General features: G+C 64.0%; 26 protein-coding genes. 14 read left to right on the forward strand and 12 right to left on the reverse strand.

The genetic code is table 11. The annotated features are described in order from the left end of the window. Positions 1-331: 331 nt before the first annotated feature. From U5782_RS02635 to U5782_RS02655, 5 genes are all read left to right on the forward strand, one after another. Positions 332-1,369, forward strand: coding sequence for an ABC transporter substrate-binding protein (locus U5782_RS02635; protein WP_322042306.1), 1,038 nt, complete (start codon positions 332-334; stop codon positions 1,367-1,369). A 70-nt stretch (positions 1,370-1,439) separates the two neighbouring features. Further along, positions 1,440-2,399: a proline/glycine betaine ABC transporter permease gene (locus U5782_RS02640; RefSeq protein ID WP_322042307.1), complete on the forward strand. Its 960-nt coding sequence runs from the start codon at positions 1,440-1,442 to the stop codon at positions 2,397-2,399. Positions 2,400-2,470: 71 nt separating this feature from the next. Continuing rightward, positions 2,471-3,295: a betaine/proline/choline family ABC transporter ATP-binding protein gene (locus U5782_RS02645; protein ID WP_322042308.1), complete on the forward strand. Its 825-nt coding sequence runs from the start codon at positions 2,471-2,473 to the stop codon at positions 3,293-3,295. Positions 3,296-3,302: 7 nt separating this feature from the next. Beyond that, positions 3,303-4,469 carry an MFS transporter gene (locus U5782_RS02650; RefSeq protein ID WP_322042309.1) on the forward strand — a complete coding sequence of 389 codons (1,167 nt, stop codon included), beginning with the start codon at positions 3,303-3,305 and terminating at the stop codon, positions 4,467-4,469. Between the two features lie 164 nt (positions 4,470-4,633). After that, positions 4,634-5,512 carry a LysR substrate-binding domain-containing protein gene (locus tag U5782_RS02655; RefSeq protein WP_322042532.1) on the forward strand — a complete coding sequence of 293 codons (879 nt, stop codon included), beginning with the start codon at positions 4,634-4,636 and terminating at the stop codon, positions 5,510-5,512. Here U5782_RS02655 and U5782_RS02660 read toward each other — a convergent pair. The 4 genes from U5782_RS02660 to aldA form a co-directional block, all read right to left on the reverse strand. After that, on the reverse strand, positions 5,485-7,176 hold the full coding sequence (locus U5782_RS02660) for a GMC family oxidoreductase (protein WP_322042310.1): 1,692 nt from the start codon (positions 7,174-7,176) through the stop codon (positions 5,485-5,487). The two genes, U5782_RS02655 and U5782_RS02660, sit on opposite strands and share 28 nt — an antisense overlap. A 16-nt stretch (positions 7,177-7,192) precedes the next feature. After that, positions 7,193-8,410, reverse strand: a complete 1,218-nt coding sequence (locus U5782_RS02665; RefSeq protein WP_322042311.1) for a mandelate racemase/muconate lactonizing enzyme family protein — start codon at positions 8,408-8,410, stop codon at positions 7,193-7,195. Positions 8,411-8,423: 13 nt separating this feature from the next. Further along, on the reverse strand, positions 8,424-9,668 hold the full coding sequence (locus U5782_RS02670; protein ID WP_415914242.1) for an MFS transporter: 1,245 nt from the start codon (positions 9,666-9,668) through the stop codon (positions 8,424-8,426). 235 nt (positions 9,669-9,903) lie between these two features. Then, positions 9,904-11,325 (reverse strand): aldehyde dehydrogenase, encoded by a 1,422-nt coding sequence (gene aldA / locus U5782_RS02675; protein WP_322042313.1) that lies wholly within the window; start codon positions 11,323-11,325, stop codon positions 9,904-9,906. A gap of 394 nt (positions 11,326-11,719) precedes the next feature. On the opposite strand from aldA, the gene U5782_RS02680 reads away from it, so the two are divergent. The 4 genes from U5782_RS02680 (at position 11,720) to U5782_RS02695 (ending at position 13,857) form a co-directional block, all read left to right on the forward strand. Next, on the forward strand, positions 11,720-11,905 hold the full coding sequence (locus tag U5782_RS02680) for a hypothetical protein (RefSeq protein WP_322042314.1): 186 nt from the start codon (positions 11,720-11,722) through the stop codon (positions 11,903-11,905). Positions 11,906-11,922: 17 nt separating this feature from the next. Further along, positions 11,923-12,147 carry a DUF6726 family protein gene (locus U5782_RS02685; RefSeq protein WP_415914228.1) on the forward strand — a complete coding sequence of 75 codons (225 nt, stop codon included), beginning with the start codon at positions 11,923-11,925 and terminating at the stop codon, positions 12,145-12,147. Positions 12,148-12,160: 13 nt separating this feature from the next. Continuing rightward, positions 12,161-13,060 carry a hypothetical protein gene (locus U5782_RS02690; RefSeq protein WP_322042315.1) on the forward strand — a complete coding sequence of 300 codons (900 nt, stop codon included), beginning with the start codon at positions 12,161-12,163 and terminating at the stop codon, positions 13,058-13,060. Between the two features lie 125 nt (positions 13,061-13,185). Further along, positions 13,186-13,857: a flagellar basal body L-ring protein FlgH gene (locus U5782_RS02695; protein WP_322042316.1), complete on the forward strand. Its 672-nt coding sequence runs from the start codon at positions 13,186-13,188 to the stop codon at positions 13,855-13,857. A 62-nt stretch (positions 13,858-13,919) separates the two neighbouring features. Here U5782_RS02695 and U5782_RS02700 read toward each other — a convergent pair whose 3' ends face one another. Then, positions 13,920-14,717: a response regulator gene (locus U5782_RS02700; RefSeq protein WP_322042317.1), complete on the reverse strand. Its 798-nt coding sequence runs from the start codon at positions 14,715-14,717 to the stop codon at positions 13,920-13,922. An 84-nt stretch (positions 14,718-14,801) separates the two neighbouring features. Continuing rightward, entirely contained in the window at positions 14,802-15,374 is a 573-nt protein-coding gene (locus U5782_RS02705; RefSeq protein WP_322042318.1) for a hypothetical protein, read from the reverse strand. Positions 15,375-15,778: 404 nt separating this feature from the next. Between U5782_RS02705 and U5782_RS02710 the strand changes: the two genes are divergently transcribed. From U5782_RS02710 to U5782_RS02720, 3 genes are all read left to right on the forward strand, one after another. Then, entirely contained in the window at positions 15,779-16,654 is an 876-nt protein-coding gene (locus U5782_RS02710) for a hypothetical protein (protein WP_322042319.1), read from the forward strand. A 100-nt stretch (positions 16,655-16,754) separates the two neighbouring features. After that, complete coding sequence (locus U5782_RS02715; RefSeq protein ID WP_322042320.1) at positions 16,755-17,504, forward strand: response regulator; 750 nt, start codon at positions 16,755-16,757, stop codon at positions 17,502-17,504. Continuing rightward, positions 17,501-18,766 carry an ATP-binding protein gene (locus tag U5782_RS02720; RefSeq protein WP_322042321.1) on the forward strand — a complete coding sequence of 422 codons (1,266 nt, stop codon included), beginning with the start codon at positions 17,501-17,503 and terminating at the stop codon, positions 18,764-18,766. The genes U5782_RS02715 and U5782_RS02720 overlap by 4 nt, the downstream gene beginning before the upstream one ends. A 20-nt stretch (positions 18,767-18,786) precedes the next feature. Here the strand turns inward: U5782_RS02720 and U5782_RS02725 are convergent, their stop codons facing one another. Both U5782_RS02725 and U5782_RS02730 read right to left on the reverse strand, forming a co-directional pair. Further along, complete coding sequence (locus U5782_RS02725) at positions 18,787-19,596, reverse strand: tyrosine-protein phosphatase (RefSeq protein WP_322042322.1); 810 nt, start codon at positions 19,594-19,596, stop codon at positions 18,787-18,789. A 277-nt stretch (positions 19,597-19,873) separates the two neighbouring features. Continuing rightward, entirely contained in the window at positions 19,874-20,146 is a 273-nt protein-coding gene (locus U5782_RS02730; RefSeq protein WP_322042323.1) for a hypothetical protein, read from the reverse strand. Between the two features lie 51 nt (positions 20,147-20,197). Between U5782_RS02730 and flhC the strand changes: the two genes are divergently transcribed. Continuing rightward, positions 20,198-20,797 (forward strand): flagellar transcriptional regulator FlhC, encoded by a 600-nt coding sequence (gene flhC / locus U5782_RS02735; RefSeq protein WP_322042324.1) that lies wholly within the window; start codon positions 20,198-20,200, stop codon positions 20,795-20,797. A gap of 39 nt (positions 20,798-20,836) precedes the next feature. Here the strand turns inward: flhC and U5782_RS02740 are convergent, their stop codons facing one another. After that, complete coding sequence (locus U5782_RS02740; RefSeq protein ID WP_322042325.1) at positions 20,837-21,136, reverse strand: hypothetical protein; 300 nt, start codon at positions 21,134-21,136, stop codon at positions 20,837-20,839. A 214-nt stretch (positions 21,137-21,350) separates the two neighbouring features. Between U5782_RS02740 and U5782_RS02745 the strand changes: the two genes are divergently transcribed. After that, positions 21,351-21,911 (forward strand): hypothetical protein, encoded by a 561-nt coding sequence (locus U5782_RS02745; protein WP_322042326.1) that lies wholly within the window; start codon positions 21,351-21,353, stop codon positions 21,909-21,911. A 25-nt stretch (positions 21,912-21,936) separates the two neighbouring features. Here the strand turns inward: U5782_RS02745 and U5782_RS02750 are convergent, their stop codons facing one another. The 3 genes from U5782_RS02750 to U5782_RS02760 all read right to left on the reverse strand — a co-directional run bounded on the left by U5782_RS02750 (position 21,937) and on the right by U5782_RS02760 (position 24,945). Continuing rightward, positions 21,937-22,851: an ABC transporter ATP-binding protein gene (locus U5782_RS02750; RefSeq protein WP_322042327.1), complete on the reverse strand. Its 915-nt coding sequence runs from the start codon at positions 22,849-22,851 to the stop codon at positions 21,937-21,939. Positions 22,852-22,904: 53 nt separating this feature from the next. Beyond that, positions 22,905-23,852 carry an ABC transporter permease gene (locus U5782_RS02755; protein WP_322042534.1) on the reverse strand — a complete coding sequence of 316 codons (948 nt, stop codon included), beginning with the start codon at positions 23,850-23,852 and terminating at the stop codon, positions 22,905-22,907. A gap of 61 nt (positions 23,853-23,913) precedes the next feature. Beyond that, complete coding sequence (locus tag U5782_RS02760; protein ID WP_322042328.1) at positions 23,914-24,945, reverse strand: ABC transporter substrate-binding protein; 1,032 nt, start codon at positions 24,943-24,945, stop codon at positions 23,914-23,916. Positions 24,946-24,970 lie beyond the last annotated feature (25 nt).

The raw sequence follows: 24,970 nt of genomic DNA on the forward strand, positions 1-24,970 counted from the left end.
GATTGGTGCGCCGCAGCGTCGCCGTTTGGTTCATTGCAAGCTGCGCGTCGAGACGAATTCCAGCACACGCCAGGTCCGGCAAAAAGCTATGAAATCTCATGGGGGCATGACACCCGATCATCGGCATGAGATCCGGTAATGCTTCGATGACTTTTCGTGGCTTCGCAACCCAAAATGCTGCCGTTAGACTTTGTTCGCGCCAAATCGAAAAGCCCGTTGCACGCAGTAGCAAACAGGACAACAGCAAGGGCGACCCCGACATCACGAACAACTTGTGTATGGGACCAGAGACATGCTCCAGAAGCACGAACGCTGGTCGACAGGAGGAGACATGAAACGAATCACACGCGCAGGCGTACAGATCGCCGCCGCGCTGGCGCTCACGTGCGCCGCCACGAGCAGTTTCGCGGCATCCAGCTGGTGCCAGGCCGGCAAGACGGTGAAGCTCGCGCAGATCACCTGGGAGAGCGGCGCGCTGATGACCGAAATGGTCCGCACCGTGCTGGAAAAAGGCTACGGCTGCAAGACCGAAGTGGTGCCCGGCGCCACGGCCGCAACGGAAACGGCGCTCGCTCACGGCGACCTGCAGGTATGGGCCGAACACTGGACGGGCCGCAGCCCCATCATCGCGCGCGGCTTGCAGGATGGCAGCGTGAAGCTGGTCGGCGAACTGATCCCGGGCGGCGACAAGGAAGGCTGGTACGTACCCGACTACGTCATCAACGGCGACCCCAAACGCGGCATCAAGCCGCTCGCGCCGCAACTGCGCTCGATCGCGCAACTGCCCCAATACAAAGACCTCTTTAGCGACGACGAAGAACCCGGCAAGGGCCGCTTCTACAACTGTCCGGCGGGCTGGGACTGCGAGCGCTTCAACAATCGCCTGATGTCGGCCTACAAACTCGGCGACGACTACACCAACTTCCGCCCGGGCACGGGCGGCGCGCTCGATGCGGCCATCGCCTCGGCCTACGAGCGCGGCAAGCCCATCCTGTTCTACTACTGGCAACCGGCCGGGTTAATGGCGAAATATCACTTCGTGCAGCTTGCGGGCGCGCCCTATTCCGACGCCTGCTGGAACACCATCGCCGAACCGAAGGGCACGCCCTGCGCTTCCGCGTTCAAGGTCTCGCATCTGAAGGTCGCGGTCTCCACGCCGTTCTTCGAATCGGAACCCGGCGCGGTCTCGTTCTTCGAGAAAGTGAGCCTGCCGCTGCCGCTCGACGAACAACTGGTCCAGCAAATGCATGACAAGAAGCTCGACGCGTCCACCGTCGCGCGCAGCTTCTTCGAGCAGCACCCCGAAATCTGGAAGCAATGGGTCACGCCGGATGTCGCGGCGCGCGTACAGGCCGGTCTGAAGTCGTGAAGTCCTGACCGGCTCACCCGCATCACGTCACAAGCAGTCATACGCAGTCACAAGCAGAATGAGGCTCATCATGGGATCCCCCTTTCTTCACCTGTCGATCGCCGATTGGGTCAACGATCAGGTCACGGCGTTCGTGCAGCAGTACGGCGACGCCTTCCACAACTTCAGCGTGCTGATGCTGCGCGACGTGCTCGTGCCGCTCGAAGGCCTGCTGCGCGCCATGCCGCCGTTGCTCGTGCTCGCCCTCGTCGGTCTGCTGAGCTGGCATGCGTCGCGCCGCGTGGGCGTGGCGCTGCTGTTTGTCGGCCTGCTCTGGCTGATCGGCTGCTTCGGGCTCTGGGACAAGCTCATGCAGACCTTCGCGCTGATGGTCGTGGCCACGGTCATCTCGGTGGCGCTGGGCGTGCCGCTCGGCATTCTCGCGGCCGGCAGCAGCACGTTGCGCCGTGTCCTGCTGCCCGTGCTCGACGTCATGCAAACGCTGCCGAGCTTCGTCTACCTGATTCCGGTGCTGATGCTGTTCGGCCTTGGCAAGGTGCCGGCGATTCTCGCGACTGTGGTGTACGCGCTGCCGCCGCTGATCCGTCTGACCGATCTGGGCATCCGTCATGTGGATGGCGAGATCGTCGAAGCCGCACGCGCCTTCGGCACCACGCGCATGCAATTGCTGTTCGGCGTGCAGTTGCCGCTCGCGCGTCCGAGCATCATGGCCGGTATCAACCAGACCACGATGATGGCGCTGTCGATGGTGGTGATCGCCTCGATGATCGGCTCGCGCGGCCTCGGTGAAGACGTGCTCGCGGGCATCCAGACGCTCGATGTGGGCAAGGGCACGCAAGCCGGCATCGCCATCGTGATTCTCGCGATCGTGATCGACCGCATCAGCCAGGGCTACGGTCAAGGACGCCGCACACGCGGCATCGCACGCCAGGGCAAACAGCCCTCGCGCATTCCGTTTCGCCGCGCCCGTCAGCAGGCCGATAACGATGCGTCCAAGGCCAGCGATCTGAGCGGCCAGCCGGCTAAATAAGGCGCGCGGCTGCGCCCAACGGCGCAGCGCACCCACGCCTTGCACCCCGAACAAGCAAAGAGGTAACGAACATGAGCGGCATCGAAGTCAAACACGTGTACAAGATCTTTGGCTCACGCGACGCGAGCCAGCGCGCGCTGGAACTGCTGCGCGGCGGCGCGGACAAGGCCGAAGTGCTGGAAAAGACGCGCTGCAATGTGGGCCTGAACGACGTGAGCCTGTCGATCGGCTCGGGGCAGATCTTCGTCATCATGGGTCTTTCGGGCTCAGGCAAGTCCACGCTCGTGCGTCACTTCAACCGCCTGATCGAGCCGACGGTCGGCGAGATCCTGATCGACGGTAAAGACGTGCTCAAGCTCTCCGACAACGGCCTGCGCGAATTGCGCCGCTACGGCGTGAGCATGGTGTTCCAAAGCTTCGGACTCCTGCCGCATCAGACCGTGCTCAACAACGCCGCCTATGCGCTCGTCACGCGCGGCGAGAAGAAGGCTGCGGCACTCGCAGGCGCACGCGAATGGCTCGGCAAAGTGGGCCTGGGCAATTACGGCGAGTGCTACCCCGACGAATTGTCGGGCGGCATGCGCCAGCGCGTGGGCCTCGCACGCGCGCTGGCCGCCAATACGGATGTCTTGCTGATGGACGAAGCGTTCTCCGCGCTCGACCCGCTGATCCGCACGGAGATGCAGGACCAGTTGCTCGAACTGCAGAAGACGCTCAAGAAGACCATCGTGTTCATCACGCACGATCTGGACGAGGCGCTGCGCATCGGCAACCAGATCGCGATCCTGCGCGACGGCCGTCTGATCCAGTGCGGCACGCCCGACGACATCCTGCACCGCCCCGCCGACGACTACGTGCGCCGCTTCGTCGAGCGCCGCAGCGGCACGACCCACTAAGGCACGCATGCGGGCGCTCTACGGCCTGCTGGGCGGCTACACGATTCTCGTCTGCGGCAACAGCCTGCTCACGACGCTGATCTCGCTGCGCATGCTCGAGGCGGCGCACGGTGCGCTCGGCGTCGGCCTCGTGCAATCGTGCTACTACGTCGGCTTTATCGTCGGCGCGCTCGGTCTCGGTCCGCTCGTGGGGCGGATCGGGCCGCAGCGCGCCTTTATCGGCTTTGGCGCGCTCACGGCGCTGGCCGCGCTCGGCTATCTCTCGTTCGATTCGCCCGATGTCTGGGCCGTGCTGCGGCTTGTTACTGGCTTCAGCATGGTCGGCGTGTTCACGTCGATCGAAAGCGGCGTGAACGGCGCCGTGGCCAATGAACAGCGCGGGCGCGCCTTCGCACTCTATCTCGTGCTCACCTATCTGGGCGTGAGCGCCGGGCAGTTTCTACTGGGCGTAGGTGCGCCCGGCAGCAATCTCGAACACGCACTCGTGAACGGCCTCTACGTGCTGGCGCTGATTCCCGTTGCGCTGGTCGGCGACTGGCAGCACAGCGTGCCCCCACCCGTGACCGCCGCCGCGGCCCGCGCCTCGCCGCTCGCCATGCCCAAGCGTCCCACGCTGCTGCTCGACGGCCTGCGCGAACTCGCGCGCGTCGCGCCGCGCAGCGTGCCCGCCTGTATCGGCGCGGGCCTGCTCTCCAGCGCGTTCTATGCGCTCACGCCGGTCTATCTCGCGCGCATCGGCTTTCCGGCCAGCGACATTTCGCACGCGATGGGCATTGTGCTGATCGGCGCGCTGCTCTCGCAATGGCCCGTGGGCCGCCTCTCCGACCGGCTCGGCCGACGCGCCACGCTCGGCGCGGTCTCGCTCGTCGCCGCCGTCGCAGCCGCCGCGCTGATCGTGGTGCGCACGCCCTGGCTCGTCGATACGCTGCTGTTCCTCTACGTCGCGCTCACCTTCACGCTCTATGGCGTGATCGTCTCGGACGTCAACGATCACGTCGACCAGACCCGCCGGGTGCAGACGAGCGCCACCTTGCTGCTGGTGTTCTCGCTGGGGGGCGCGGCCGGGCCGACGCTAGCCTCCCTCTTCATGCGCCTGCTCGGCCCCGGCGGCCTTTACGTGTTCGCGCTGGCCATCACGCTTGGGCTCGCGGCGCTCTCGCGGGCGCGGCGCTGAATGGCATCGCCCTGAATGGTGCCGCCCTGAATGGTGCCGCGCGAGCAGCGTCGCGCGGAATAGCCTCGCGCCGTCGCGCCACGCAGCCCGGTATACTCCGACGTTTTGGCGCCCCGTCTTTTCGAGACGGCGCCGCCCGCGAGGAGACCACCTTGAAGCGAAAAATGCCGGCGCTCAATGCCCTGAAGGCGTTCGAGGCGGCAGGCACGAGCGGCAGCTTCACCCGCGCCGCCGAGCAGCTGAACGTGACGCAGAGCGCGGTGAGCCGCCAGGTGCGCCAGCTCGAAGAGCAACTGGGCGAGACCCTGCTGGAACGCCACCATCACCGGCTCGAACTCACCGACGCCGGGCGCGCGCTGTTGCGCACGCTCCAGCAGTCGTTCGACCGTATCGAGCTGACGGTGCGCACGATCCAGCAGAAGAGCGACCTGAATCGCCTGCGCGTGAACGCCCCGCCCACCTTCGCGAGCCGCTGGCTCGTGCCGCGTCTCACGCGCCTGCACGCGCGCCATCCCTCGCTCGAATTGAGCCTCACGACGCAGTTGCAGGACAGCCTCGCCGATTCGACGGCGCTGGACTGCGCGATCCGTTTCGGCGATGGCGAATGGGAGGGACTGGAAAGTTCAGTGCTGATGCACGAATCGCATATCGCGGTGTGCGCGCCCGCGCTGCTGGCGAACGGCCCCGTCGATCTCAGGCAGCAGACGCTGCTGCACGTGCTGGCCGCGGAAAACCAGCGCTACCTGACCTGGCGACACTGGCTGGACGCCGCGCGCATCGAGGACGTGGACACCTCGGGCGGCTATGAATTCGATCTGCTCGACCATGCGATCCGCGCCGCCATCGAAGGACTGGGCGTCACGATGGCCGACCGCAACATGATCGGGCGCGAACTGGCCGACGGCCTGCTCGCGCCGGTGCGCGACATCCACGTGGAGGGTCGGCAATCCTACTGGTTCGTGGTGCGGCCCGAACAGAAAGCGTCCAGGCCGCTCCAGCTTTTCAGGCAGTGGCTTCAGGAAGAGATCGCCGCGGCGCGCTGAACGGTCCTGGCCAGCCCCTGCGCGGCGATCGTGCTGTCCGCGTCTTCGAGGATCAGGTCCGCACCCTTCTCCGCCACCATCATGGTCGGCGCATTGGTGTTGCCGGACGTGATGTTCGGGAAGATCGACGCATCGACCACGCGCAACCCGTCGATGCCGTGCACACGCAAGCGCGCATCCACCACCGAGGTACGCGGGTCCGGGCCCATCGCGCAGGTGCCGCACAGGTGATAGATCGACCCGCTCTGCTCGCGAAAGAACTTGAGCATGCTGGCGTCGTCGGTGACTTCGCCTGCGGGCGTGACTTCTTCTACGGTGATCGCCTTCAGCGCGCGGGCCTCCATCAGCTTGCGCACGAGACGGCTACCCGCGATGGCTTCGTCGCGATCCTTCTGCGTCGACAGATAATTGCCGCGAATCTTCGGCGCGTCCGCCACCTTGCTTGAGGCAATCTCGACCGAACCGCGACTTGTGGGCCGGCACGGATTGAAGCAGACGAGAAAGCCCGAGTACGGTTCCGGCGTCAGTTGCGCGCGATTTGACTTAGGAATCCGATACGACAGCGGGTTGAAATACACCTGCATGTCCGGATGCGCCTGATCGGCCGTCGTGCGGAAGAAGCCGCCCGACTGGTTCACGCTCATCGAGAACGGTCCCTTGCGCTGGAACAGATACTGCATGCCGAACTTGAGCTTGCTGGCCCAGCTGCTGAACGCGTCGTTGAGCGTCTTTACGCGCGAACGATAGTAGAAACTCACGCACAGATGGTCCTGCAAATTCTGTCCCACTGCAGGCAGTTCATGCACCACGTCGATGCCGTGCTGCTTGAGCAGCGCGCCCGGGCCCACGCCCGAGAGTTGCAGCAGCTTGGGCGAATCGACCGCACCCGCCGCCACGATCACCTCGCGGTTCGCGCGGAAACTGCGCTTCACGCCCTTTTGCTCGATCTCCACGCCAATCGCGCGCGGCGTCTCTCCGTTGCCTTCATTCGCGGCAAACAGCACGCGCGTGGCATGCGCATGATGCTCGATCTTCAGATTCGGCCGCTCGCCAGCGCGATGCAGATACGCGAAGCTACTGGACGCGCGCTGACCGTCGCGGGTGTTCACATCGTAGATGCCCACACCTTCGAGCTTCGCGCCATTGAAGTCGTCGTTGCGCGCATAACCCAGTTGCTCGCAGCCTTCGAGGAAGGTCTTGCAGATGGGATGCGCCCCGTCCTTCATCGGCGTGATGCGCACGGGACCGTTCGCGCCGTGCCAGGCCGTATCGCCGAGCGGATGCGATTCGAGCTTGCGGAAATACGGCAGCACGTCCTGATACGACCAGCCCGGATTGCCGGCGGCCGCCCAGTCGTCGAAGTCACGCGCGGCGCCGCGCACATAAATCATCGCGTTGATCGAGCCCGAACCGCCCTGCACCTTGCCGCGCGGCGCGTAGATCTGGCGCCCGGCGAGTTCGGGTTCCGGCTCGCTGTAGTACATCCAGTTGTGGACTTTGTTGTAGTACAGCTTGGCGAAGCCGATGGGGATCTTGAACCAGAACGAGTTGTCCGAGCCACCCGCTTCGAGCAGTAGCACCGAATGGCGTCCCGAGGCCGAGAGCCGTTCGGCGAGAATGCAGCCCGCCGAGCCCGCGCCGACGATGATGTAGTCGTAGTTCATCGCATGTTTCCCACGTTTATCCGCGTGCGGGCGACGTATCGCGCACGTCGGCCGGCTGGCTCGCCATCTGCAGATGCAGACGCTTGCCCGTATAGGGCGAATGGGCGCGCACGACGTCCATGTTCAGTTCGACGCCCAGACCCGGCGCCTTCGACGGAATGATGTAGCCGTCTTCCCATTGCAGCGGCTGCTTGAGGACTTCCGCGTGGAAGCCGCCCCAGGTGCCGATGCTTTCCTGAATCAGGAAGTTCGGCGTGCAGGCCGCGAGCTGGATGCTCGCCGCTGCGCCAATCGGCCCGTTATAGAGGTGCGGTGCGATCTGCGCGTAATAGACCTCGGCAAGCGTCGCCACTTTTTTCGCTTCGAGCAGACCGCCCACGCGCGCCACGTTCAACTGGATGATCGAGGCAGCGCCCGCTTCCAGCAGCTTGTGGAACTCATATTTGGTGGTCAGGCGCTCGCCCGCCGAAATCGGAATGCTGGTGTGCTTCGCGACTTCGGCCATCGCATCCGGCTGGCCCGGCGGCACCGGCTCTTCGAACCACAACGGGTCGTATTTTTCGAGGCGCTTCGCCAGACGAATCGCCGACGACGGCACCATCTGCCCGTGCGTGCCGAACAGCAGGTCGGCCTTGTTGCCGACTGCCTCGCGCACCTTGCGGCAAAACGTTTCGCAACGGTCGAGCACTTCCAGTGAAAGCTGGTGGCCCGAATACGCCGTGTACGGACCTGCCGGGTCGAACTTCACGGCGGTGAAGCCTTGCTTGACGTTCTGCACCGCGCATTCGGCGGCGAGATCGGGGTCGTCGTAGTCGTACTCGCCCTTGCTGTTCTTCGGATAAAGATAGGTGTACGAACGCAGACGCTCGTGCACCATGCCGCCGAGCAGTTCATAGACCGGCTTGTTAGCCGCCTTGCCGATGATGTCCCAGCAGGCCATCTCCAGCCCGCTGACGATGCCCATCATCGTGAGGTCGGGACGCTGCGTGAAGCCGCTCGAATACGCTTCGCGCCACAGGCGCTCGACGTGATGCGGATCGCGGTCTAACAGATAGCGCGTGAACACGTCTTCGATGGCCGGCACCATCACGTCCGGATGGAAGGTGGCCGCATAGATTTCGCCAACGCCCTCGATGCCGCAATCGGTTTGCAGCGTGACGAAGATCCAGTACATACCGCCGAGGTGCGGGGGAGGCACCGCGACGACGTGGGTTTGCAATGCAACGACTTTCATGGTTCGAGCGAATTCAGGCAGATTGGAAATGGGACATGCGCTTGAGCACCAGCGCCGCGATACCGCCGAGCGTGCCGATGGCCGCTACGTAAGCGAAATAGAACTGATAGCCGAGCATGCCCGCGTAGTGCTCCGTGATATAGCCGTTCAGGAGCGGCAGGAAAATGTCCGACGAATAGCCGATCAACGAAACGAGGCCGATGGCGAGGCCCGTAATGCGCATCGGAATCGCGCAGTAGTCGAGCAGCGTCCAGTAGAGGCCGCGAATCGCGTAGGTCATGAGGCCGATGAACAGCACGACCGCGCCGAGCACCGCCATGTTGTGCAGCGAGGGCAGCACGATCAGGCCGATCAGACCCGCGACGGCCAGGAACAGCGCCCAGATCAACACACGTAGATTCGAAAGACGATCGCCCAGATAGCCGCCGCCGATGCCGCCGAGCGGACGCATCCACAGCTTGAGCGTCGTGACCATGCCCGCCGCCACCACCGTCATATGCATCTCGCCCTGTTGCAGGTACGCGGAGAAGCTATAGGTCGCCCAGAAGATCTGGTAACCGCAGAACACCACGGCCGCCACGAGCCACAGTTGCGGGATCGCGGCGAGCATCTTGAGATCGCTCCAGAGTGCGCCGCGCTCTTTCGACTCGCTGGCATCGGCCGCATCCGCCTGGACAGGCGCTGCGTCCTTGAAGAAACTCATCAGCGCGCCAATGCCGATACACGTGAAGGAATACAGAAAGATCACGTGACGCAGACCGGTGGCTTCGCCGCGGCCCGAGCCCGTGGCGGCGGCAAACAGCGCGAGCGCGACGGTCGCCAGCAGCGCTTCGACCAGGCCGCGGCCGCCGTCCAGCAGGCCGAAGAAGCGCCCCTGTTCGTTCGCCCCCGCGATCATGCGCACGCGCTTGAGCACCGAAGCCCAGAACGTGAGACCCGTCGTCAGGCCCCAGCAGCAGAAGATCACCAGCAGCATCGGAAACGACGGCGCCGTCGAATACCAGAGGCCCAGCGCGCCCGTGCCGATCAGCGAGAAGCAGATCAACAGACGCGGCGCGACACGGTCGGCGAGCCAGCCGCTCGGCAGGTACGAAAGAAAGAAGATGATGCCGAGCACCGAGTACAGGTAGCCCAGTTGCGCATTGTCGATGTGAAAGACATCGAGCATGGTGGTCTGATAGACCTGGCGCAGATAGAGAATCGGGTAGATGGCGCCCGCTGCCAGCACGAGCAGCAGCAGTTGACCGTAACGCTGCATCTTGCCTGACGAGGTGACAATGGACGAGGCGTCGGCGCGCGGCGAGGCCGCCGGCGCGATGGGTTTCGCGATGGACTTCTGCAAGATTGTCTCCATACCGCCAACGCGCTTGCAGGGACATCCAGAAAGCGTCCATGCAGCAGCCGGCGTTTCTTCAAGCGGGCCTCCGTTGCAGCGGACGCCCTTCCACACATTCGCTCAGCTATCCGAACGAATCGATTGAACTACTACGTTTTTAGAACGGCATGACGACGAGGCGCGTCTGCGTGAATTCGAGCATGCCGTGCTTGCCGTCGTCGCCGCCCAGGCCCGAGCGCTTCCAGCCTGCGTGGTAGCCCTGATACGGGTCCGCTGGCGTGCGGTTGACATACAGCTCGCCCGCCTCGATTTCGTTGGCGACGCGCATGGTCGAGCGATAGCGCTCCGTATAGAGCACCGACGACAAACCGAATTGATGATCGTTGGCCATGCGCAGCGCGTCGTCGAGCGTCTCGTACGACAGCACCGGCAGCACCGGGCCGAAGATCTCTTCCTGCACGATCTCCATGTCCTGGCGGCATGCGCTCAACAGTGTGGGCGGATAGAAATGGCCCGGGCCTTCGGGCAGATAGCCGCCGGTTTCGATCACGGCGCCATCGGCCACGGCGCGCTCGACCATCGCATGAATCGCGGCACGCGCCTGCGCGCTCACGAGCGGGCCCATGCGCGCCGCGTCCACCGCGCGGTCGCCGAAACTCACGGCGCTCATCTTCTCGCGCAGCAGCGCCACGAAACGCGCATGAACGGACGCCTGCACATAGACGCGCTCGATGGCCGTGCAGAGCTGGCCGCAGTGCGTCGTCTTGGAACGCACGATAGCCGTGGCGGCCGCTTCGAGATCGGCATCGGCCTCGATGATGGCCGGCGTTTTGCCGCCCAGTTCGAGCGACGGCTTCGCGATGTTTTCCTTGCAGTAGTCGAGCACCTTGCGCCCGGCCGTGACGCTGCCCGTGAGCGTGATCATGCCGACATCGCGATGCGTGCAGAGCACCGCCGCCGTGTCGTGGTCCATCGCCAGCAGGTTGAAGAGGCCCGGCGGCAGTTGCGCGTCCTGGGCGGCGCGCGCCACTTCGAACGCCGAGCACGGCGTGTTGTTGCTCGGCCGCGCGACCACGGCATTGCCCGTGATGAGCGCCGGCGCAATCTTGCGCAACAAGGTGTAGATCGGGAAATTGAACGGAATCAGACAGGCAGCGACACCGATCGGCTCGCGCATCAGGATCAGGTTCTCGTTCGCGCTGTCGCTCGGGATCACCTCGCCTTCGATGCGGCGGGCCCACTGCGCGTGGTAGCGCAGGATCTCGGCGGCGTAGTGCGCTTCCGCCGTGGCGTCCGCGACGCTCTTGCCGGACTCGGCGGCCAGCACCGCGCCGATCACGGGCGAGCGGGCGTCGATCGCGTCGGCGAAACGGGTCAGGATCGCGCCGCGCTCGGCGGCCGGCAGGCGGCGCCAGCTGCGCTGCGCGGCGACCGCGGCCTCGACGGCGCGGATCGCGTCGGCGGCGCTCGCGGCGCTCACGTGGCCGATCAATTCGGCCGTCGCGGGGTTATGGACGGCGATGCGCTGCCCGTCCGTTTCGGTGAATGTCCCGTTAATGAAGTTGTAATCTGCTCGCATGATGTGATGCCTGATCGTCGCCACGTCTGAGGTGGGCGCAGTATCCCGCCGTCGCGGATTGGCTCACAAACGATTAATTGTCGAGGGAAGCATGCGGAAAACGCATGCTTCCCTCAGGCCCGCCAGGCAAGGTTTTCAGCCCTTACCAACCGCAAGGTTGCGCAACATTTTCCGCGGCGCAATGGGGCTTGGGCGCGGGCATTTGTATACCCGCGAAAGGGCTCGTAAGGCTTTTGGCAAAGGGCCCCTTGATTATTGCTTCATGGCGCGCCGCTTGACGCGAAGATTCCCTGCGCCGCCACGGAAGCCACTTTTCGTGCGGCGCCTCGCGGAGGGCGGCCGCTGCGACAGCGCGCACCCTCCTCCTCGTTTCACTCTGCCAAGGAGGCCCCATATGACCAGCCCTATCGGCTCCGGCACCCTCTCCCAATCTTCGTCGCTCGAACCGCTGGCGAATAACCGCAACACCAGGACCGGTGGCACGCAAACCTCGTCGGGCAGCACGCCCGCCCAGCCGGAAACCGTGCGTCCGACCATGCCGAGCGGCCCGCTCGGCAATCACATCAACACTACTGCATGACCGCTGCGTCGACCGCTATGTCGTACTCCAAAGTTTCGTCGCGTTTGCTCGCCATGCGTGTTCCCAAGGGTATTGCGCGCACCGCGTCGGCACTCGTGCTCGCCAGCCTTGCGCTGCCGCTCGACGGCTGCGCGGTGGTGGCGCTTCCCTGTCGCCTCGTCTCGGCCACGCTGAAGATCGTGCCCGTCGTCGGTCATCCGGCGGCGATCCCGTTCGATGCGTGCTCGGCGGCGATCGACTAAACGGAGTCGCTCGATGAAACGGGCATCGTGGATCGTCTGTGCGGTCGGCGCCATCGGTGCGCTCAGCGCCGGCATGCTCGCCATGCCGGCGCACGCCGATGGATCAGGCAACGTTGTGACCGGCACCGTCCGGATGGCGGCCGCTGGGTCGGGCGCCGCTGCGTCGGGCGCCGGTGCGTCGGGCGCCGGTGCGTCGGGCGCCGCTGCGTCGGCCCATATCACGCAGGCTGACGCCCAGAAAGTGCACAAGGCCGACCCTGCGCAAGTCCAGCAGAAAACGGCCAGCGCAGCGCCGTCACACGCGGCGCCGCAACGCCGTGCGCCAGCGGCACCGTCACGCGCGCGCGCTGCCGTGCCGGACGACACGCCGTTCGCGTTTCGCGGCATCTCGCTCGGCATCACGCTCACCGCGTTGCGCGAGGCGAACATGGTGCGCGCGACACCGCACGAAAGCACCTTGATCTGCGAGACCGATGTGACCGGCGGCAGCATCGGCATGATGCTCAAGAGCGACGGTAGTCCGACGATTGCCTGCCGATGGGCGCATCGCACCTCGAACGGCTGGGCGCCCTCGCTCGCGGTCGTGGCCGGCGCGCCCGCCATCGATCACGTACTGCGCTTCGCGCACGATGCGCCGGGCGAGCCGCTGCGGCTCTATGAAATGTCCTTTGTGGTGGACAGCATGACGGCGTTCGATCTGCGCGACCTGCTTGCGGCGCGCTACGGCAAGCCGCACATGCGCGGCAATAGCGACGTGCCCCTGCTCGAATGGGACAACGCATCGAGCACGATCACGATCTGCGTGCTGCCCGACGGCGGGCGCGCCACGCTCACCTATCTGCTCAAACCATCCAGCCCGCGCCCCAAGGGCTTCGAGCGCGCGTTGAAGGTCAGCCAGTTCGACGAAGGCTGAATATTCCGGCTGTCAAACCGAGCCCACCTTCACGCGCAACCCGACGATACATGATGAAACCTTCCTGCGCCCACGTCGCACCGATCAAATCGGAATCCTTACTTTCCGTTACGCACTGGAAAGCCATGAAAAGATCGCTGCCCTGCGTATTCGCAGGCGCCGCCATCGCGGCGACGCTCGCGGGCTGCTCCACGCCCGAGTCGATCGTCCAGACGCCGATGACGCCGCCGCTCGCCGAAGCGCCGCTCAATATCAACACGGGCGGCTCGATCTATCAGGCGGGCACGTCCATCGCGCTCTACGAAACGCCGCGCGCCCAGCGCATCGGCGAAGTGCTGACGATCCGTCTTTCCGAAACCCTTACCGGCAACGACACGGCCACCGCCGCGGCCAAACGCTCGAGCGACATCACCGCCACGGCCGCCGACCAGTCGACCGGAACGGCTGCGCGTCTTGCGCGTCTGTTCAATATCGGCTCGGCCTCCACGACCTTCAACGGCTCCGGCAGCCACGCGCTCTCGAGCGACATGAGCGGCACGCTGGCCGTCACCATCATCAGCAAGACGCCAACGGGCAATCTCGTGGTGTCGGGCGAAAAGATCATTGCAATGAGCGGCGAGCATCAGCGTCTGCGCCTGTCGGGCATCGTCAACCCCAACGATGTCGAATCCGACAATTACGTGGATTCCAGCAAGATTGCCAATGCGCGAATCGAAGAGGTCGGCCACGGCCTGCTCAACGACGCCACGACCGTGGGCTGGCTGCAGCGCATGTTCCTGAGCGTGCTGACGTTCTAATCGAACGGCGAGCAACATAAACAAAGGGCGGTGCGCTGAATGACGCGCACCGCCCTTTTTTCTTACTCGTCGTCGCTACGAAGATCGGCGGCAAAATCGCCCTTGTCGCCTTTGTAGTCGCCCTTGTATTCGCTGTAGCGCTCCGCCACGCCCACTTCGCCGTCGGGCACGAACACATAGCCGTGACCCCAGACCGTTTGCAGATAGCGCGGCTCGGATGGATCGGTTTCGATCAACCGGCGCAGACGCCAGATCGCCACATCCAGACTGCGGTTGCGATAGCGCCCCGCTTCGCCGTAGACGATCTCGATGATCTGCTCGCGCGAGAGAATTGTCATCGCGTGATTGACGAACAGCTTCAAAAACGCGAATTCGCTCGAACGCAGCGGAATACGCTCTTCGTCACGGAAGAGTTCGCGCGAGCGGAAGTCCAGCTCGAACGGGCCGAAGCTGAACGAGGCGCGACTTTCTGGCGCACCCGTCGCGCTCGCCACGCTGCGGCGGCGCATGACCGTGCGAATGCGCGCGGCCAGCTCGCCCGGATCGAACGGCTTGCCCACGTAATCGTCGGCGCCGAATTCCAGACCCAGCACGCGGTCGATCACCTCGTTGCGCGCGGTCAGCATGATCACGGGCAGGTCGTCGCCGCTCGCGCGCAATTCGCGCAAGGCGGTAATGCCATCGACCTCCGGCATCATGATGTCGAGCACGACAACCTGGGGCCGTTCGGAGCGCAGCTTCTGTTGCAGGGCGCGCGCCGACGGCAGCGCGGTGACGGTAAAGCCGCGCATCTGAAGATACTCGGCGGTGACGTCGCGCACGACGGGGTCGTCGTCGACGAGGAAAACGTTATTGGTCATGCGCAAATCGTAAGGGACACCGGCGTGCGAGGCATAGACCCCTTACCTTCCCATTCCTTTCCGAAAAACAGGCAATGCGAAAGGTCACTGATCGCTCGACGCCGCCTGGAAGGTGTTCGCGAGGCGCGTCTGGTCCACCACCATGCGATCGATCAGACCCTGAAGCTTCACCGCCGCGCTCGAATAGCGGTCGGTGCTCAGGCCATGCACTTCATAGCGCGCTGTCACGGCAATGCGGTTGTGCAGGAAAATCGTCATGTTGATGGTCGACAGATAGGCCTGACTGTCGTCGCTGAACGTCGGCCGGCCGAATTCGATCGAGGCGTTATACACCAGCCTGCCTTCGCAATTGGCCGGCTCCGTGCCGGGGCTATAGAGGTCCGAGCGCACGCCGCGCTGCGCGAGCGCGAATTGCAGTGACGGCACGAAGTCGGCCGCCGTGACCATCGGATTGATCTCGACGCATAGCGTGGCGAGATTCACGGGCTGCCCCGTCACGAATTTCGGCGACGAATAATTCGACGCGACCGCGTAGCCGGCCTGAATTACGGAACCGGTGGCATCGGCGGCCGTAATCAGCGTCCACGCGCAGCCATTGAGTGCGAGCGGCGCAGCGAGCGCCGCCGCGCAAAGTGAGGAGCGGAAAACGTTGAGCATGGAGGCGAGGACAGAACGCGTCGATAGGCTGCCCGTCGCACGCGATACGGTTGCGCGGACGGCAGGGCTCGACGTGCATCATCGGGGCAAAGCGTGGCGCACGATGGCGCAGACATCGGGCAATGTTGAAAGCGGCTTTCCAGTCCTTCGCAAATCTCCCTTCTGGTAAGCACGTTTTGCGGATTGCGCACGAGATCCGCGCGTATGCCCCCAACTGCGCGGTCCACGCCTTACCTTTTGCGCCCCATTTGAAATGTTTCGTAAGCGATTCCGCAATCGCCCCGTTGAGCGAAGCTTTACTCGAGAGGCGCTGCGCTATCGTTTTCCTTGCGGTGCCATGCGCCGTGGCGACGCCGGACGAGCCGCCTGTCGTCCCCTGCCAATTCAACATGATCATGCCCGCCATGAACCGAGAACCGAAAATCCGCCGCGCCGAATCATTCCTGCATCGTGGCCTGAACGCCACCGCGCTCGCGCTCTTCGCTACGCTCGCCGTTTCGACGGCCGCGCAGGCCGCAAGCTTCAAATGCCCGCATAACGCCTCCGCGTCGGAGCGCATCGTCTGCAACGATCCGACGCTTTCCGCGCTCGACGACAAGCTCGCTGCGCTCTATCGCACGGCCGTCGATGCGACGCCCGACGCCACCGCGCTCGAAGCCGATCGCTTGAGCCAGTGGCAATGGCGCCAGCACAACTGCAAGGACAAAGCGTGCGTGACGGACTGGTATAACCGCCGTATCGCCGAACTCGAAGGCGATTACCTGCACGGCCAGCAAGCCACCGTGCAACGCGTGAAGGACGGTGTCGTCGACCAGCATCTGGCGCCTTCGGCACAGGACGCCGTGCTGCAAATGAAGGGTATCGAACCCGCATCGGGCAAGCACGTCGCCACGAAGCACGACGATGCCCAGGCCAACGCCGAAGCGCTGCGCCTGCGCAAGATGCCGAGCGGCCTCGCAGCGGACACGCGTCAAAAGCGTATCGCCGACGCGCTCGCCAAGCACATTCCGGCAGCCGTGCCCGCGCCGTCCGCATCGAGTGCGGAAGCGAACAAGGCCGTCGCGAACGCCACGAGCGTCGCCTCGATCGACGACGCCATCGCGCGTGCCGCCGACAAGCCGGTCAAGCCGGCTGCGGATTCGACCCCTACGGCAAAGTCCTCAGGTCAGACGAAAGCGAAGACGGTCGCGAACAGCGCGCCCATCGCTTCGGCACAGACCACGCACGCTACCCACGCTGCGCAAACGACCGTTCAGGAAGCGGCTGTAACGGATAAGTAACGGACAAGTAACGGACCAGTTAGTCCGCTTGTAAGCGAAGGTAAGATTTAGTCACACTGGGGCTATTCTGCGTAACGTCGACATCAAATAAAATTCGACGATGAGTCCACACGTTCTCATCGTCGACGACGATCCGGTCGTGCGCGATCTTCTTTCCCGTTTCCTGCGGACCCACGGTTTCCAGACTTCCGTGCTGCACGAGGGCACCCACCTCGCGCGGCGGCTCGAGCGCGAGCGGCCCTCGGTCATCGTGCTCGACGTCATGATGCCGGGCACCGATGGCTTGCGCACGCTCGCCGCGTTGCGCGCACAAGGCGACGACATTCCCGTGATCTTCGCCTCCGCGCGCGGTGCGGTGACCGACCGCATCGCCGGCCTCACGCTCGGCGCGGACGACTATGTCGCCAAGCCGTTCGATCCGCAGGAGCTGTTGCTACGCATCCAGACCGTGCTGCGCCGTCATGGCGCAGTGCCGCCGGGCGCGCCCGAAGCGCGCGAGCGCTGCCAGTTCGGCCCGTTCGAGCTGGATTTCGCCACCCGCGCGCTGCTGCGCGACGGCGAACGCGTGCCGCTACGCGACAGCATATTCGCTCTCCTGAAGATTTTCGCCCGCCACCCGTACCGCGTGCTTTCACGCGTGTTGATCCATGACCTGCTGCGCGAAGACGGCGTGCCGTTCAACGACCGCAGCCTCGACGTGCCGATCTGGCGTCTGCGCCGCGTGATCGAAGAGGATCCCGCGCAGCCGCGCTTCGTGCAGACCGTGCGTGGCAAGGGCTATGTATTCGTGCCGCTGCGCGAGGACGAGATCGAAGGCAACGGCCCCGCCGACGCTGACGCAGGTTCATGAACAATCCGCTGAATACGCTGTTTGGCCGCATGGCCTTGATGTCGGCGCTCGTGCTGTTTCTGGTGCAGGCGTGCTGGTTCGTGGTATTCGCGCCGCAACCGCGCCGCCACGAGGTCGAAGGCTTCGAGCGCGGCCTGGTGCTCATGCTGCACGCGGCCACGGGCGCCGCGCCCAACGAAGTCGAGCTGGCCCCGGCGCTACGTGTGCATCTCGTGCCCACCTGGAACATGCCCGCCGACGTCAAGCTCGAAGTGCCCACGCGCGAGCCGCTTGCCGATCTGCGCAAGCAGTTGCTGCGCGACCTGCCCGCCGGCACCGAAATTCTCGCGGACCTGCATCACAGTCGCGGCGCGTTATGGGTGCGTTTCGCGGGCCATCCCACGTGGATCGTCGCGCCCGTCGATCTCCCTCCGCCGCCCAATCTGCTGCCGCTCGCGGGCGGCCTGCTCGCCGTATCGTTGCTCGTGGCGCTGCTCGCCATGTGGCAGCTTCAACGGCCGCTATCGCTCGTCGCGCAGGCGGCGCGCGCCTTCGGCAGTGGTCACCGGCCCGCCCCCGTCGAAGAACAGGGGCCGCGCGAGCTGCGTGAACTGGTCGGCTCGTTCAATCGCATGATGAAGCAGCTCAATGAGGCCGACGACGATCAGGCCGTGATGCTGGCCGGCGTCGCGCACGATCTGAAATCGCCGCTCACGCGTTTGAAGCTGCGCGCCTCGATGCTCGCCGACGACCGTGAGCGCCAGCAGCTTTATCGCGAAGTAGATTCACTCAACGATATCGTTCAGCAGTTCCTGGAATTCGCGCGCCAACGCCCTGAATCCGGTCCTGAAGTGGAAGTGGATGCCCTGTTGCGCGAGCAATACTGCTCCGATACCGGCAGCGACGAAGACGTACTTTTCAGGCTCGATCTGAAAGCGGGGCCGGCATTCAAGCTGCCGCGCACGCTGCTGGACCGGCTGATGTCGAATCTCGTGGACAACGCGCTCGAACATGGCGTGCCGCCCGTCGAGATCGCCACACGCCGCGATGGCGCGCAATGGGTCATCGAAGTGCGCGATCACGGCCCGGGCATTCCCACCGATCGCGTGGCCGCTGCAATCAAGCCCTTCGTGCGTCTGGACGAAGCGCGCGGCGGCGAAGGCCATTGCGGCCTGGGGCTCGCCATCATCACGCGACTCGTGCGCAATCAGGGTGGCCAGTGCGATCTGTCCAATCACCCCGAAGGCGGGTTGCGCGTGAAGATCGCGCTACCCGTGCTCTGAATCGCGGATCATGCGGGCGCTCACACCACGAGGCGGGCGCGCAAGCGGTCCACGGTCACCGAGTCGAGGCCCAGCCCGCTCGCCAGGTAACGGTTGATATTGCCGTAGCCCGACTGCAATGCGTCGAAGGCCGCCTGGAGATAGCTGGCCTGCACGGGCGGCGTGAGGTTGTCCGTATCCACGCCCGGCGAGCGATACGCATTCGTCAGAAGAAAATCCTGCACGACGATTTCGAGCGGCACGTTCGCGATCAGCAGCAGCAGCGCCGACGCCCACCCCGCCACATCCACCCCATTCCCGCCAACGATCAATTGCGGCCCCGGCGCCTCGGCAATGTGTTCGAGCAGCGCGCCTAGCGCAATGCATTGCACGCGCCCGGTCACGAACTCGCGCCACTGCGCCTGCATGGCCTGATCCAGCTGGTTGCCTGTATAGCCCGCGAATGAGCGCGGACCCGGCATGCCGAGCACATTGAGCGCGACACGGTTCGCACTGGTCAACGCGATGTTGGGCGCATTGTCGCTTTCCGCGGGCGTACGCAGATCGTAGACGCAGGCGAATGCCATGCGCTCCAGCGTCGTCGTATCGGCGTTATTGGGCGTGAGCACGTCTGAACGGTACAGCAGCGCGCGCCGCACGTGCGCACCATCGCTCGTGGAATAGCCGGGCGCCGCGCCGCCGAGGTCGCGGAAATTGGCCACGGAATTCACGACGGGCGTGGGCGCAAACTGCGGCCCGCTGCCGTCCGAATAGTCTCCGCCACAAGCGCTCAGCAAGGTGCTCGCACAACCGCTCAGGGCCAGCACGCTCATCGTGCCCTTGAGCAGCATGCGCCGCGGTGGGCTCGCAGGCGCCCCGCCCGCGCTGCGTGCGGCGTGCGCGAAACCACCGGACGCGGCACCAGGCAAACGCTTGCGCGCTTGCCTGAACGAATAAGAGCAGGCGGAAAAGGGAAGGATCATCGATAGAAAGCGAGTAATGGTGCTCGCGTTCCGGCGAGCCCGCGGTGGCAAGTATTCATGCCAGACGCGTAAAAATTGGAAAGCCGAAGTTTACCGGCAAGCGGGCACAAAAAGGTTACACCGCAAGACTCCGTAATAATCCGTATTACCGTGCGTTGCACCACATACGCGCAGCAGCGACATCATGTCGCGCCATAAAGGCCCCGTCACGGGTGTTTTGACCGCCAGATCTTTCCATATCTTTCCAATTGGACACATCTGGAAAGTCGGCATGAAAGATCCTCTTTGCTCGCTTCTTAATGCACTTCAAGCGATGCGAAAAGTCGTTGATTTCATTATCGAAACTTCCTATTACTTCCAAAATATTATTCTTGACGCTCATTCTCCCGCTTTTATAATCGCCCGTGAATTCAGGCATGGACGCCTCGTTGTCGCGGCAGCGGACTATTGCCCAAGGGAGTGCTTCGTCATGTACAAAGGCAGTGTCACCGAAGAGGCGCGCGAGGTCATGCGCGCGATCGAACTGATCCAGCTTGGCGCACGCATGCCGGTGCTGGAGAAGGAATTGAATCTCTCGCGCAATCGTTTGATCCGGCTCTACCGCGAACTCAAGGATGCGTCGCCACCCAAGGGCATGCTGCCGTTTTCGGCGGACTGGTATTTCACGTGGCTGCCGAATATTCATGCCTCGCTGTTCTACAACATCTATCTGTATCTCACGAACGAGGCGAAATGCAGCCGGCTCGACGCGCTCACGCGCGCTTACCGGCTCTACCTCGAGCACTGCGAGTCGGCCGAAACCGAACGCGTGCTGAGCTTCACGCGCGCATGGACGCTACTGCGCTTTTTCGAAGGCGGCCTGCTCACGCTGACACGCTGCGGCACCTGTACGGGCCGTTTCGTGCGCCCTGTACGCGACGCCAACAAGCCCTATACCTGCTGTGTTTGCGCACCGCCTTCACGCGCAGGCGTCACGCGCGCCGTGCTGGAAAGCCGTAACGCGGAAACCGGCGCAAGCTTGCGTTTTGCAGCGGGCAGCGCCCTCCTGCCTACGCCGCACGCGGCCTGAACGCAAGCTGCGCTGCAATCTGAACGCGCAACGCACGGCCTAGACGCCGTCGCCTTGCGCGTCTTCAAGCATCGAGCGGATGTCGCCCGCACAAAGGCGGCACGCTGCTTTGCTTTCCTGATTAATGTGTGACGCCTGCCGCTGCTCGCAGATCTGCGCGGCCATCTCCAGCGCATGCGCGTGAGCGGCCTGCCAGATTTCCCAGGCGATTTGCGGGCCGCTTTGCGCGTATTCGTTATTGAAGTCGCGCGCGAGCTCGTCAGGAAGACGTGAATGACCCTGTAGATAGGCGGCCCGATAGAGCGCCTCGAATACCTTGCGCGGCGAAGGCCGACTCACGTCCCGCACTCCAGTTGCGACGCCTGTTTTCCCGTGCGCAGGGGCTTAATCCACATGAGGCGTAGCAGCGTGACCATTCATACCGACATTTTGCCGGTACGCGCGCGCGAAAGGGTCTCGGAATATCGCGCATTTCTATGCGTTATTCGTCGGGCGAACTGGCACCACAACGTGGGAACATCGCAGCGTAGCGACAGATCTAGAAGAGGGGAAAATGGAAATCGGCAGTTTGGCGACTGGCGCGAGCGATCGCGCTGCGTACACCCGCGCGAATCAGGCGGATGCCACGACCACAACTCAAGACAAGCCGACCAAGGGCACGAGCGATAGCTCCACGCCGATCTCGCAGGACGACGCCGTGCAGATTTCGCCGCAAGGCTACAACGCCGCGTCAGCCGATGCGTCGTCGGATGACGCGTCGGATTCGTCAATCGACGCATCGCAAGATGCATCGGACGATTTGAAGACCGATGCATCCGATACGTTTGATGCGACCGATGGAACCGATGCGTCTGACGAGACCGATGCATCGGATGCAACGGATACAACCGATGCGTCCGATACCGCCGATGCAAGCGGTGCGGCCGGCGCCGCCAGCGACGACTCGAACGAAACCGACGCACAGGCGAACGCGCAGCCCGTCACCTCCCTCGTCGCCGGGGCGCTGGGGCTCGCGCGGCCCGACCAGCCGGCCAATCCGAACCACGCCTACACGATCGGCCGATGGATGGCCGCGGGGCTCACCATCGGCGGGGTGATTTCGCTCTTCATTTAAGCGCAACGAAGCACGGCATCCGCGCTTACTCGACCGAGTCGTGAATATCGGTCAGCCGGATCATGTGCGGTTGCGTGCTCGCGTCTTCATCCGCCTCGTCCTGCGCAGGCGGATGAATCAGCGCATCCAGCCGCGCGCGCGTCGCGAGAAATTCCGGCGAATTGAACTGTGCATAACTGCGCGGCCTCGGCACGGGCACTTCAATCAGTTCCTGTACTTCGCCGGGATTAGCCTTGAGCACGAGAATGCGATCAGCCAGAAAGATCGCTTCGTCGAGATCGTGCGTGATGAAGAAGATCGTGACATCGACGTTGCGCCAGATATCGAGCAGATGACGCTGCATCTTCGCGCGCGTCTGCGCGTCGAGCGCGCCGAACGGCTCGTCCATCAGCAGAATGCCGGGCCGGTTCGCGAGCGCACGCGCAATTGCCACGCGTTGCTTCATGCCGCCCGATAGCTGGTGCGGATACGCATCGGCAAACTTTTCCAGCCCCACCAGATCGAGCCACTGGAGCGCTTCGCGCTCGGCTTGCGCAGCGCCCTGCCCGCTCATGCGCAGGCCGAACATCACGTTCTTTTTCACGGTGAGCCACGGAAACAGCGTGTAGCCCTGAAACACCATGCCGCGATCCACACCGGGCCCGCGCACGGCCTTGCCATTCACGCGCACCTCGCCCGAAGTCTGCGTTTCCAGCCCGGCGAGAATGCGGATCAGCGTGGATTTGCCGCATCCCGACGGCCCAATCACGCAGACGAACTCGCGACGATGCGTCGTGAAGCTGATATCGGCCAGCGCCGTATGTTCACCCTGCGGCGTGGCGAAGCGCTTGGTGAGATTGCGCACTTCGAGCAGGGGCTCGCGTGCCTTGAGCCGCGCGAATCGCTCGCGCACCGCATCGGACTGCAAAAGATAGTCGGGGACGGGCTGGGGATTGAACATGGTGGCGTCCTTGTAAATGAAAACGTGAAGCCTGCAACGAGGATAAAGCGCGTTCACGCCTTCAATGTGCGATCCCACGGGAAAAGCTTGCGTCCGACCAGGGCCAGCACGAGATCGGTGCCAAGACCAATGATGCCGATCATCATGATCGCCGCATACACGTTGTCGAAGTGCTGATAACGGGCCTGCTGCGTGATGTACCAGGTAATGCCCGAACTCGTGCCTACCAGTTCCGCGACGATCAGATACGTCCACGCCCAACCCAGCAGAATGCGCTGGTCGCGATAGAGGTCGGGCAGGATGCCCGGCACCACGACATGCGTGAGCAACTTCAGGCGCGAGGTGCCGAGCGTCATGGCCGCTTCGAGCAAGCCGAATTCCAGCTTGCGCGTGGTGTTCGCGATGATGAGCACCTGCTGGAACAGCGTGCCGATCACGATAATGGCGATCTTGGGCGCGTCGTAAATGCCCAGCACGGCCACCATCAACGCACCGAACGCGGGCGCGGGCAAATAGCGGAAGAACTCGAAGAACGGCTCCTGCAAGCGCGCAATCGCGCTATACGTGCCGCAGATAATGCCGATCGGCACGCCCACCAGCGAGGACACCAGGAAGCCCCAGAAAATGATCTGGATGCTGTGCCAGAGACTCTGATGCAGCCACACGCCGTCCGCCGAAGCGGGCGGCGTGGTGAACGCCGTATAGAACGCGCGCAGCACTTCATGCGGCGCGGGCAGATAGACGGGATTCGCAGGCACGCCGGCCGGCAGCGCCGCGTGCGTTTCGCGCGCGTGCGAGAGTTCGTCCGCGAACACCGCCTTGTCGATGCGCATGCCCGGTTGAAAATAATCAACGCTACCGGGCTGCGTGATCAACATCTGCGGATGCCAGACGAACGGCAGATAGCTCACCATGCACCAGATGAGAAGCGGCACCAGAAACGAGCCGAGTCCCAACATCCACTTACCGCGCGGCGTGAGCTCGCGGCGTACTGCAAACATACCGGTCTGGCTGATTTCGGCCACGGTGCTCTCCTCTCTTGCTGCTGGACGGCGATACGGATTACTTCAACGCGCTCGTGAGCGTCGGGTCCACATAGACGCCCACATCCTGCGACGTCTTGTAGACCTGATACTTCACGTTGAAGGCGTCGGCGGCGCGGCTGGAACCGTAGAGCGACTTGAAGCCGTCGGCCTTCACATAGGCCTGTTGCGCCTCGGGCAACGTAAGCAGCTTCGTGCCCTTGAGCAGCGGCAGATATTGCTCGGGCGTGAGGCCCACGCGCGCGGACATGATCTTCACGGCATCGCCCTGGGTGGCCGGATCTTCGATGTAATGCACCACGCGATACCAGACCTTCGCGAGCTTCTCGTAGTCGGCCTTGTGCGCCGCGAGGCTAACGGGATTGACGGCGAGCACGTCGTAAATGAGACCAGGCTCGTCGGCCGACGTGAATACCGGACGTGCGCCCGGCACCGCGCGCTGCGCTTCACCCGCATTCGGCTGCCACGCGGCAATCGCTGCGATATCGGACGATGCGAGCACTTGCGGCGTTTCGGTCGTCTTCGCGTTCACGAGCGTGACGTCGCCCTCCTTCATCCCCGCGCGCTGCAAGGCATCGAGCAGCAGCAGGTGATCGACCACGCCGAATTCCACGCCGATCTTCTTGCCCTTCAGATCCTGAATCTTGCGCGCGGGCGGCTTGGCGATCACCATGTCGTTGCCGTTCGAATAATCGGTGATCAGCGCCATCACGTTCTTCGCGCCGTTTGCGCCCATCGTGAGCGCATCGCCGTTGGTCACCAGCACGGCGTCGAGCTTGTTGGCCGCGAATGCGTCCATCGAAGCCGCGTAGTCGAACCAGTCGAACTTCACATCGAGACCGGCTTCCTTGAGCCAACCCTTGTCGATGGCGACCTGCCACGCGACCCAGCCCGGCCAGTCGCTATAGCCGATGCGCAGCGGCGCAGCGCTTGCGGCCTGACTCCCCGCCGCGAACAACCCGGCGGCGAGCGCGACGCCCGCTGCAATACGAGTGGCCCAGCGGCGCGCTGGTGCCGCGCCTTGTGCAAACGTGAAGTGCGTGGTCTTCATGGCTGATCTCCAGGTATTGAAAAGT

This window comes from Paraburkholderia sp. J67 (assembly GCF_905220265.1).
Lineage (GTDB): Bacteria > Pseudomonadota > Gammaproteobacteria > Burkholderiales > Burkholderiaceae > Paraburkholderia.

What these genes read in the sequence shown, in the direction of transcription:
- U5782_RS02635 (WP_322042306.1), top strand. Translation starts at nt 332, where the DNA reads ATGAAACGAATCACACGCGCAGGCGTACAGATCGCCGCCGCGCTGGCG.
- U5782_RS02685 (WP_415914228.1), top strand. Translation starts at nt 11,923, where the DNA reads ATGTCGTACTCCAAAGTTTCGTCGCGTTTGCTCGCCATGCGTGTTCCC.
- U5782_RS02690 (WP_322042315.1), top strand. Translation starts at nt 12,161, where the DNA reads ATGAAACGGGCATCGTGGATCGTCTGTGCGGTCGGCGCCATCGGTGCG.
- U5782_RS02645 (WP_322042308.1), top strand. Translation starts at nt 2,471, where the DNA reads ATGAGCGGCATCGAAGTCAAACACGTGTACAAGATCTTTGGCTCACGC.
- U5782_RS02660 (WP_322042310.1), bottom strand. Translation starts at nt 7,176, where the DNA reads ATGAACTACGACTACATCATCGTCGGCGCGGGCTCGGCGGGCTGCATT.
- flhC (WP_322042324.1), top strand. Translation starts at nt 20,198, where the DNA reads ATGTACAAAGGCAGTGTCACCGAAGAGGCGCGCGAGGTCATGCGCGCG.
- U5782_RS02670 (WP_415914242.1), bottom strand. Translation starts at nt 9,668, where the DNA reads ATGCAGCGTTACGGTCAACTGCTGCTGCTCGTGCTGGCAGCGGGCGCC.
- U5782_RS02750 (WP_322042327.1), bottom strand. Translation starts at nt 22,851, where the DNA reads ATGTTCAATCCCCAGCCCGTCCCCGACTATCTTTTGCAGTCCGATGCG.
- U5782_RS02710 (WP_322042319.1), top strand. Translation starts at nt 15,779, where the DNA reads ATGAACCGAGAACCGAAAATCCGCCGCGCCGAATCATTCCTGCATCGT.
- U5782_RS02760 (WP_322042328.1), bottom strand. Translation starts at nt 24,945, where the DNA reads ATGAAGACCACGCACTTCACGTTTGCACAAGGCGCGGCACCAGCGCGC.
- U5782_RS02730 (WP_322042323.1), bottom strand. Translation starts at nt 20,146, where the DNA reads ATGCCTGAATTCACGGGCGATTATAAAAGCGGGAGAATGAGCGTCAAG.
- U5782_RS02720 (WP_322042321.1), top strand. Translation starts at nt 17,501, where the DNA reads ATGAACAATCCGCTGAATACGCTGTTTGGCCGCATGGCCTTGATGTCG.
- U5782_RS02695 (WP_322042316.1), top strand. Translation starts at nt 13,186, where the DNA reads ATGAAAAGATCGCTGCCCTGCGTATTCGCAGGCGCCGCCATCGCGGCG.
- U5782_RS02680 (WP_322042314.1), top strand. Translation starts at nt 11,720, where the DNA reads ATGACCAGCCCTATCGGCTCCGGCACCCTCTCCCAATCTTCGTCGCTC.
- U5782_RS02755 (WP_322042534.1), bottom strand. Translation starts at nt 23,852, where the DNA reads ATGTTTGCAGTACGCCGCGAGCTCACGCCGCGCGGTAAGTGGATGTTG.
- U5782_RS02700 (WP_322042317.1), bottom strand. Translation starts at nt 14,717, where the DNA reads ATGACCAATAACGTTTTCCTCGTCGACGACGACCCCGTCGTGCGCGAC.
- U5782_RS02745 (WP_322042326.1), top strand. Translation starts at nt 21,351, where the DNA reads ATGGAAATCGGCAGTTTGGCGACTGGCGCGAGCGATCGCGCTGCGTAC.
- U5782_RS02640 (WP_322042307.1), top strand. Translation starts at nt 1,440, where the DNA reads ATGGGATCCCCCTTTCTTCACCTGTCGATCGCCGATTGGGTCAACGAT.
- U5782_RS02705 (WP_322042318.1), bottom strand. Translation starts at nt 15,374, where the DNA reads ATGCTCAACGTTTTCCGCTCCTCACTTTGCGCGGCGGCGCTCGCTGCG.
- U5782_RS02655 (WP_322042532.1), top strand. Translation starts at nt 4,634, where the DNA reads ATGCCGGCGCTCAATGCCCTGAAGGCGTTCGAGGCGGCAGGCACGAGC.
- U5782_RS02650 (WP_322042309.1), top strand. Translation starts at nt 3,303, where the DNA reads ATGCGGGCGCTCTACGGCCTGCTGGGCGGCTACACGATTCTCGTCTGC.
- U5782_RS02665 (WP_322042311.1), bottom strand. Translation starts at nt 8,410, where the DNA reads ATGAAAGTCGTTGCATTGCAAACCCACGTCGTCGCGGTGCCTCCCCCG.
- U5782_RS02715 (WP_322042320.1), top strand. Translation starts at nt 16,755, where the DNA reads ATGAGTCCACACGTTCTCATCGTCGACGACGATCCGGTCGTGCGCGAT.
- aldA (WP_322042313.1), bottom strand. Translation starts at nt 11,325, where the DNA reads ATGCGAGCAGATTACAACTTCATTAACGGGACATTCACCGAAACGGAC.
- U5782_RS02725 (WP_322042322.1), bottom strand. Translation starts at nt 19,596, where the DNA reads ATGCTGCTCAAGGGCACGATGAGCGTGCTGGCCCTGAGCGGTTGTGCG.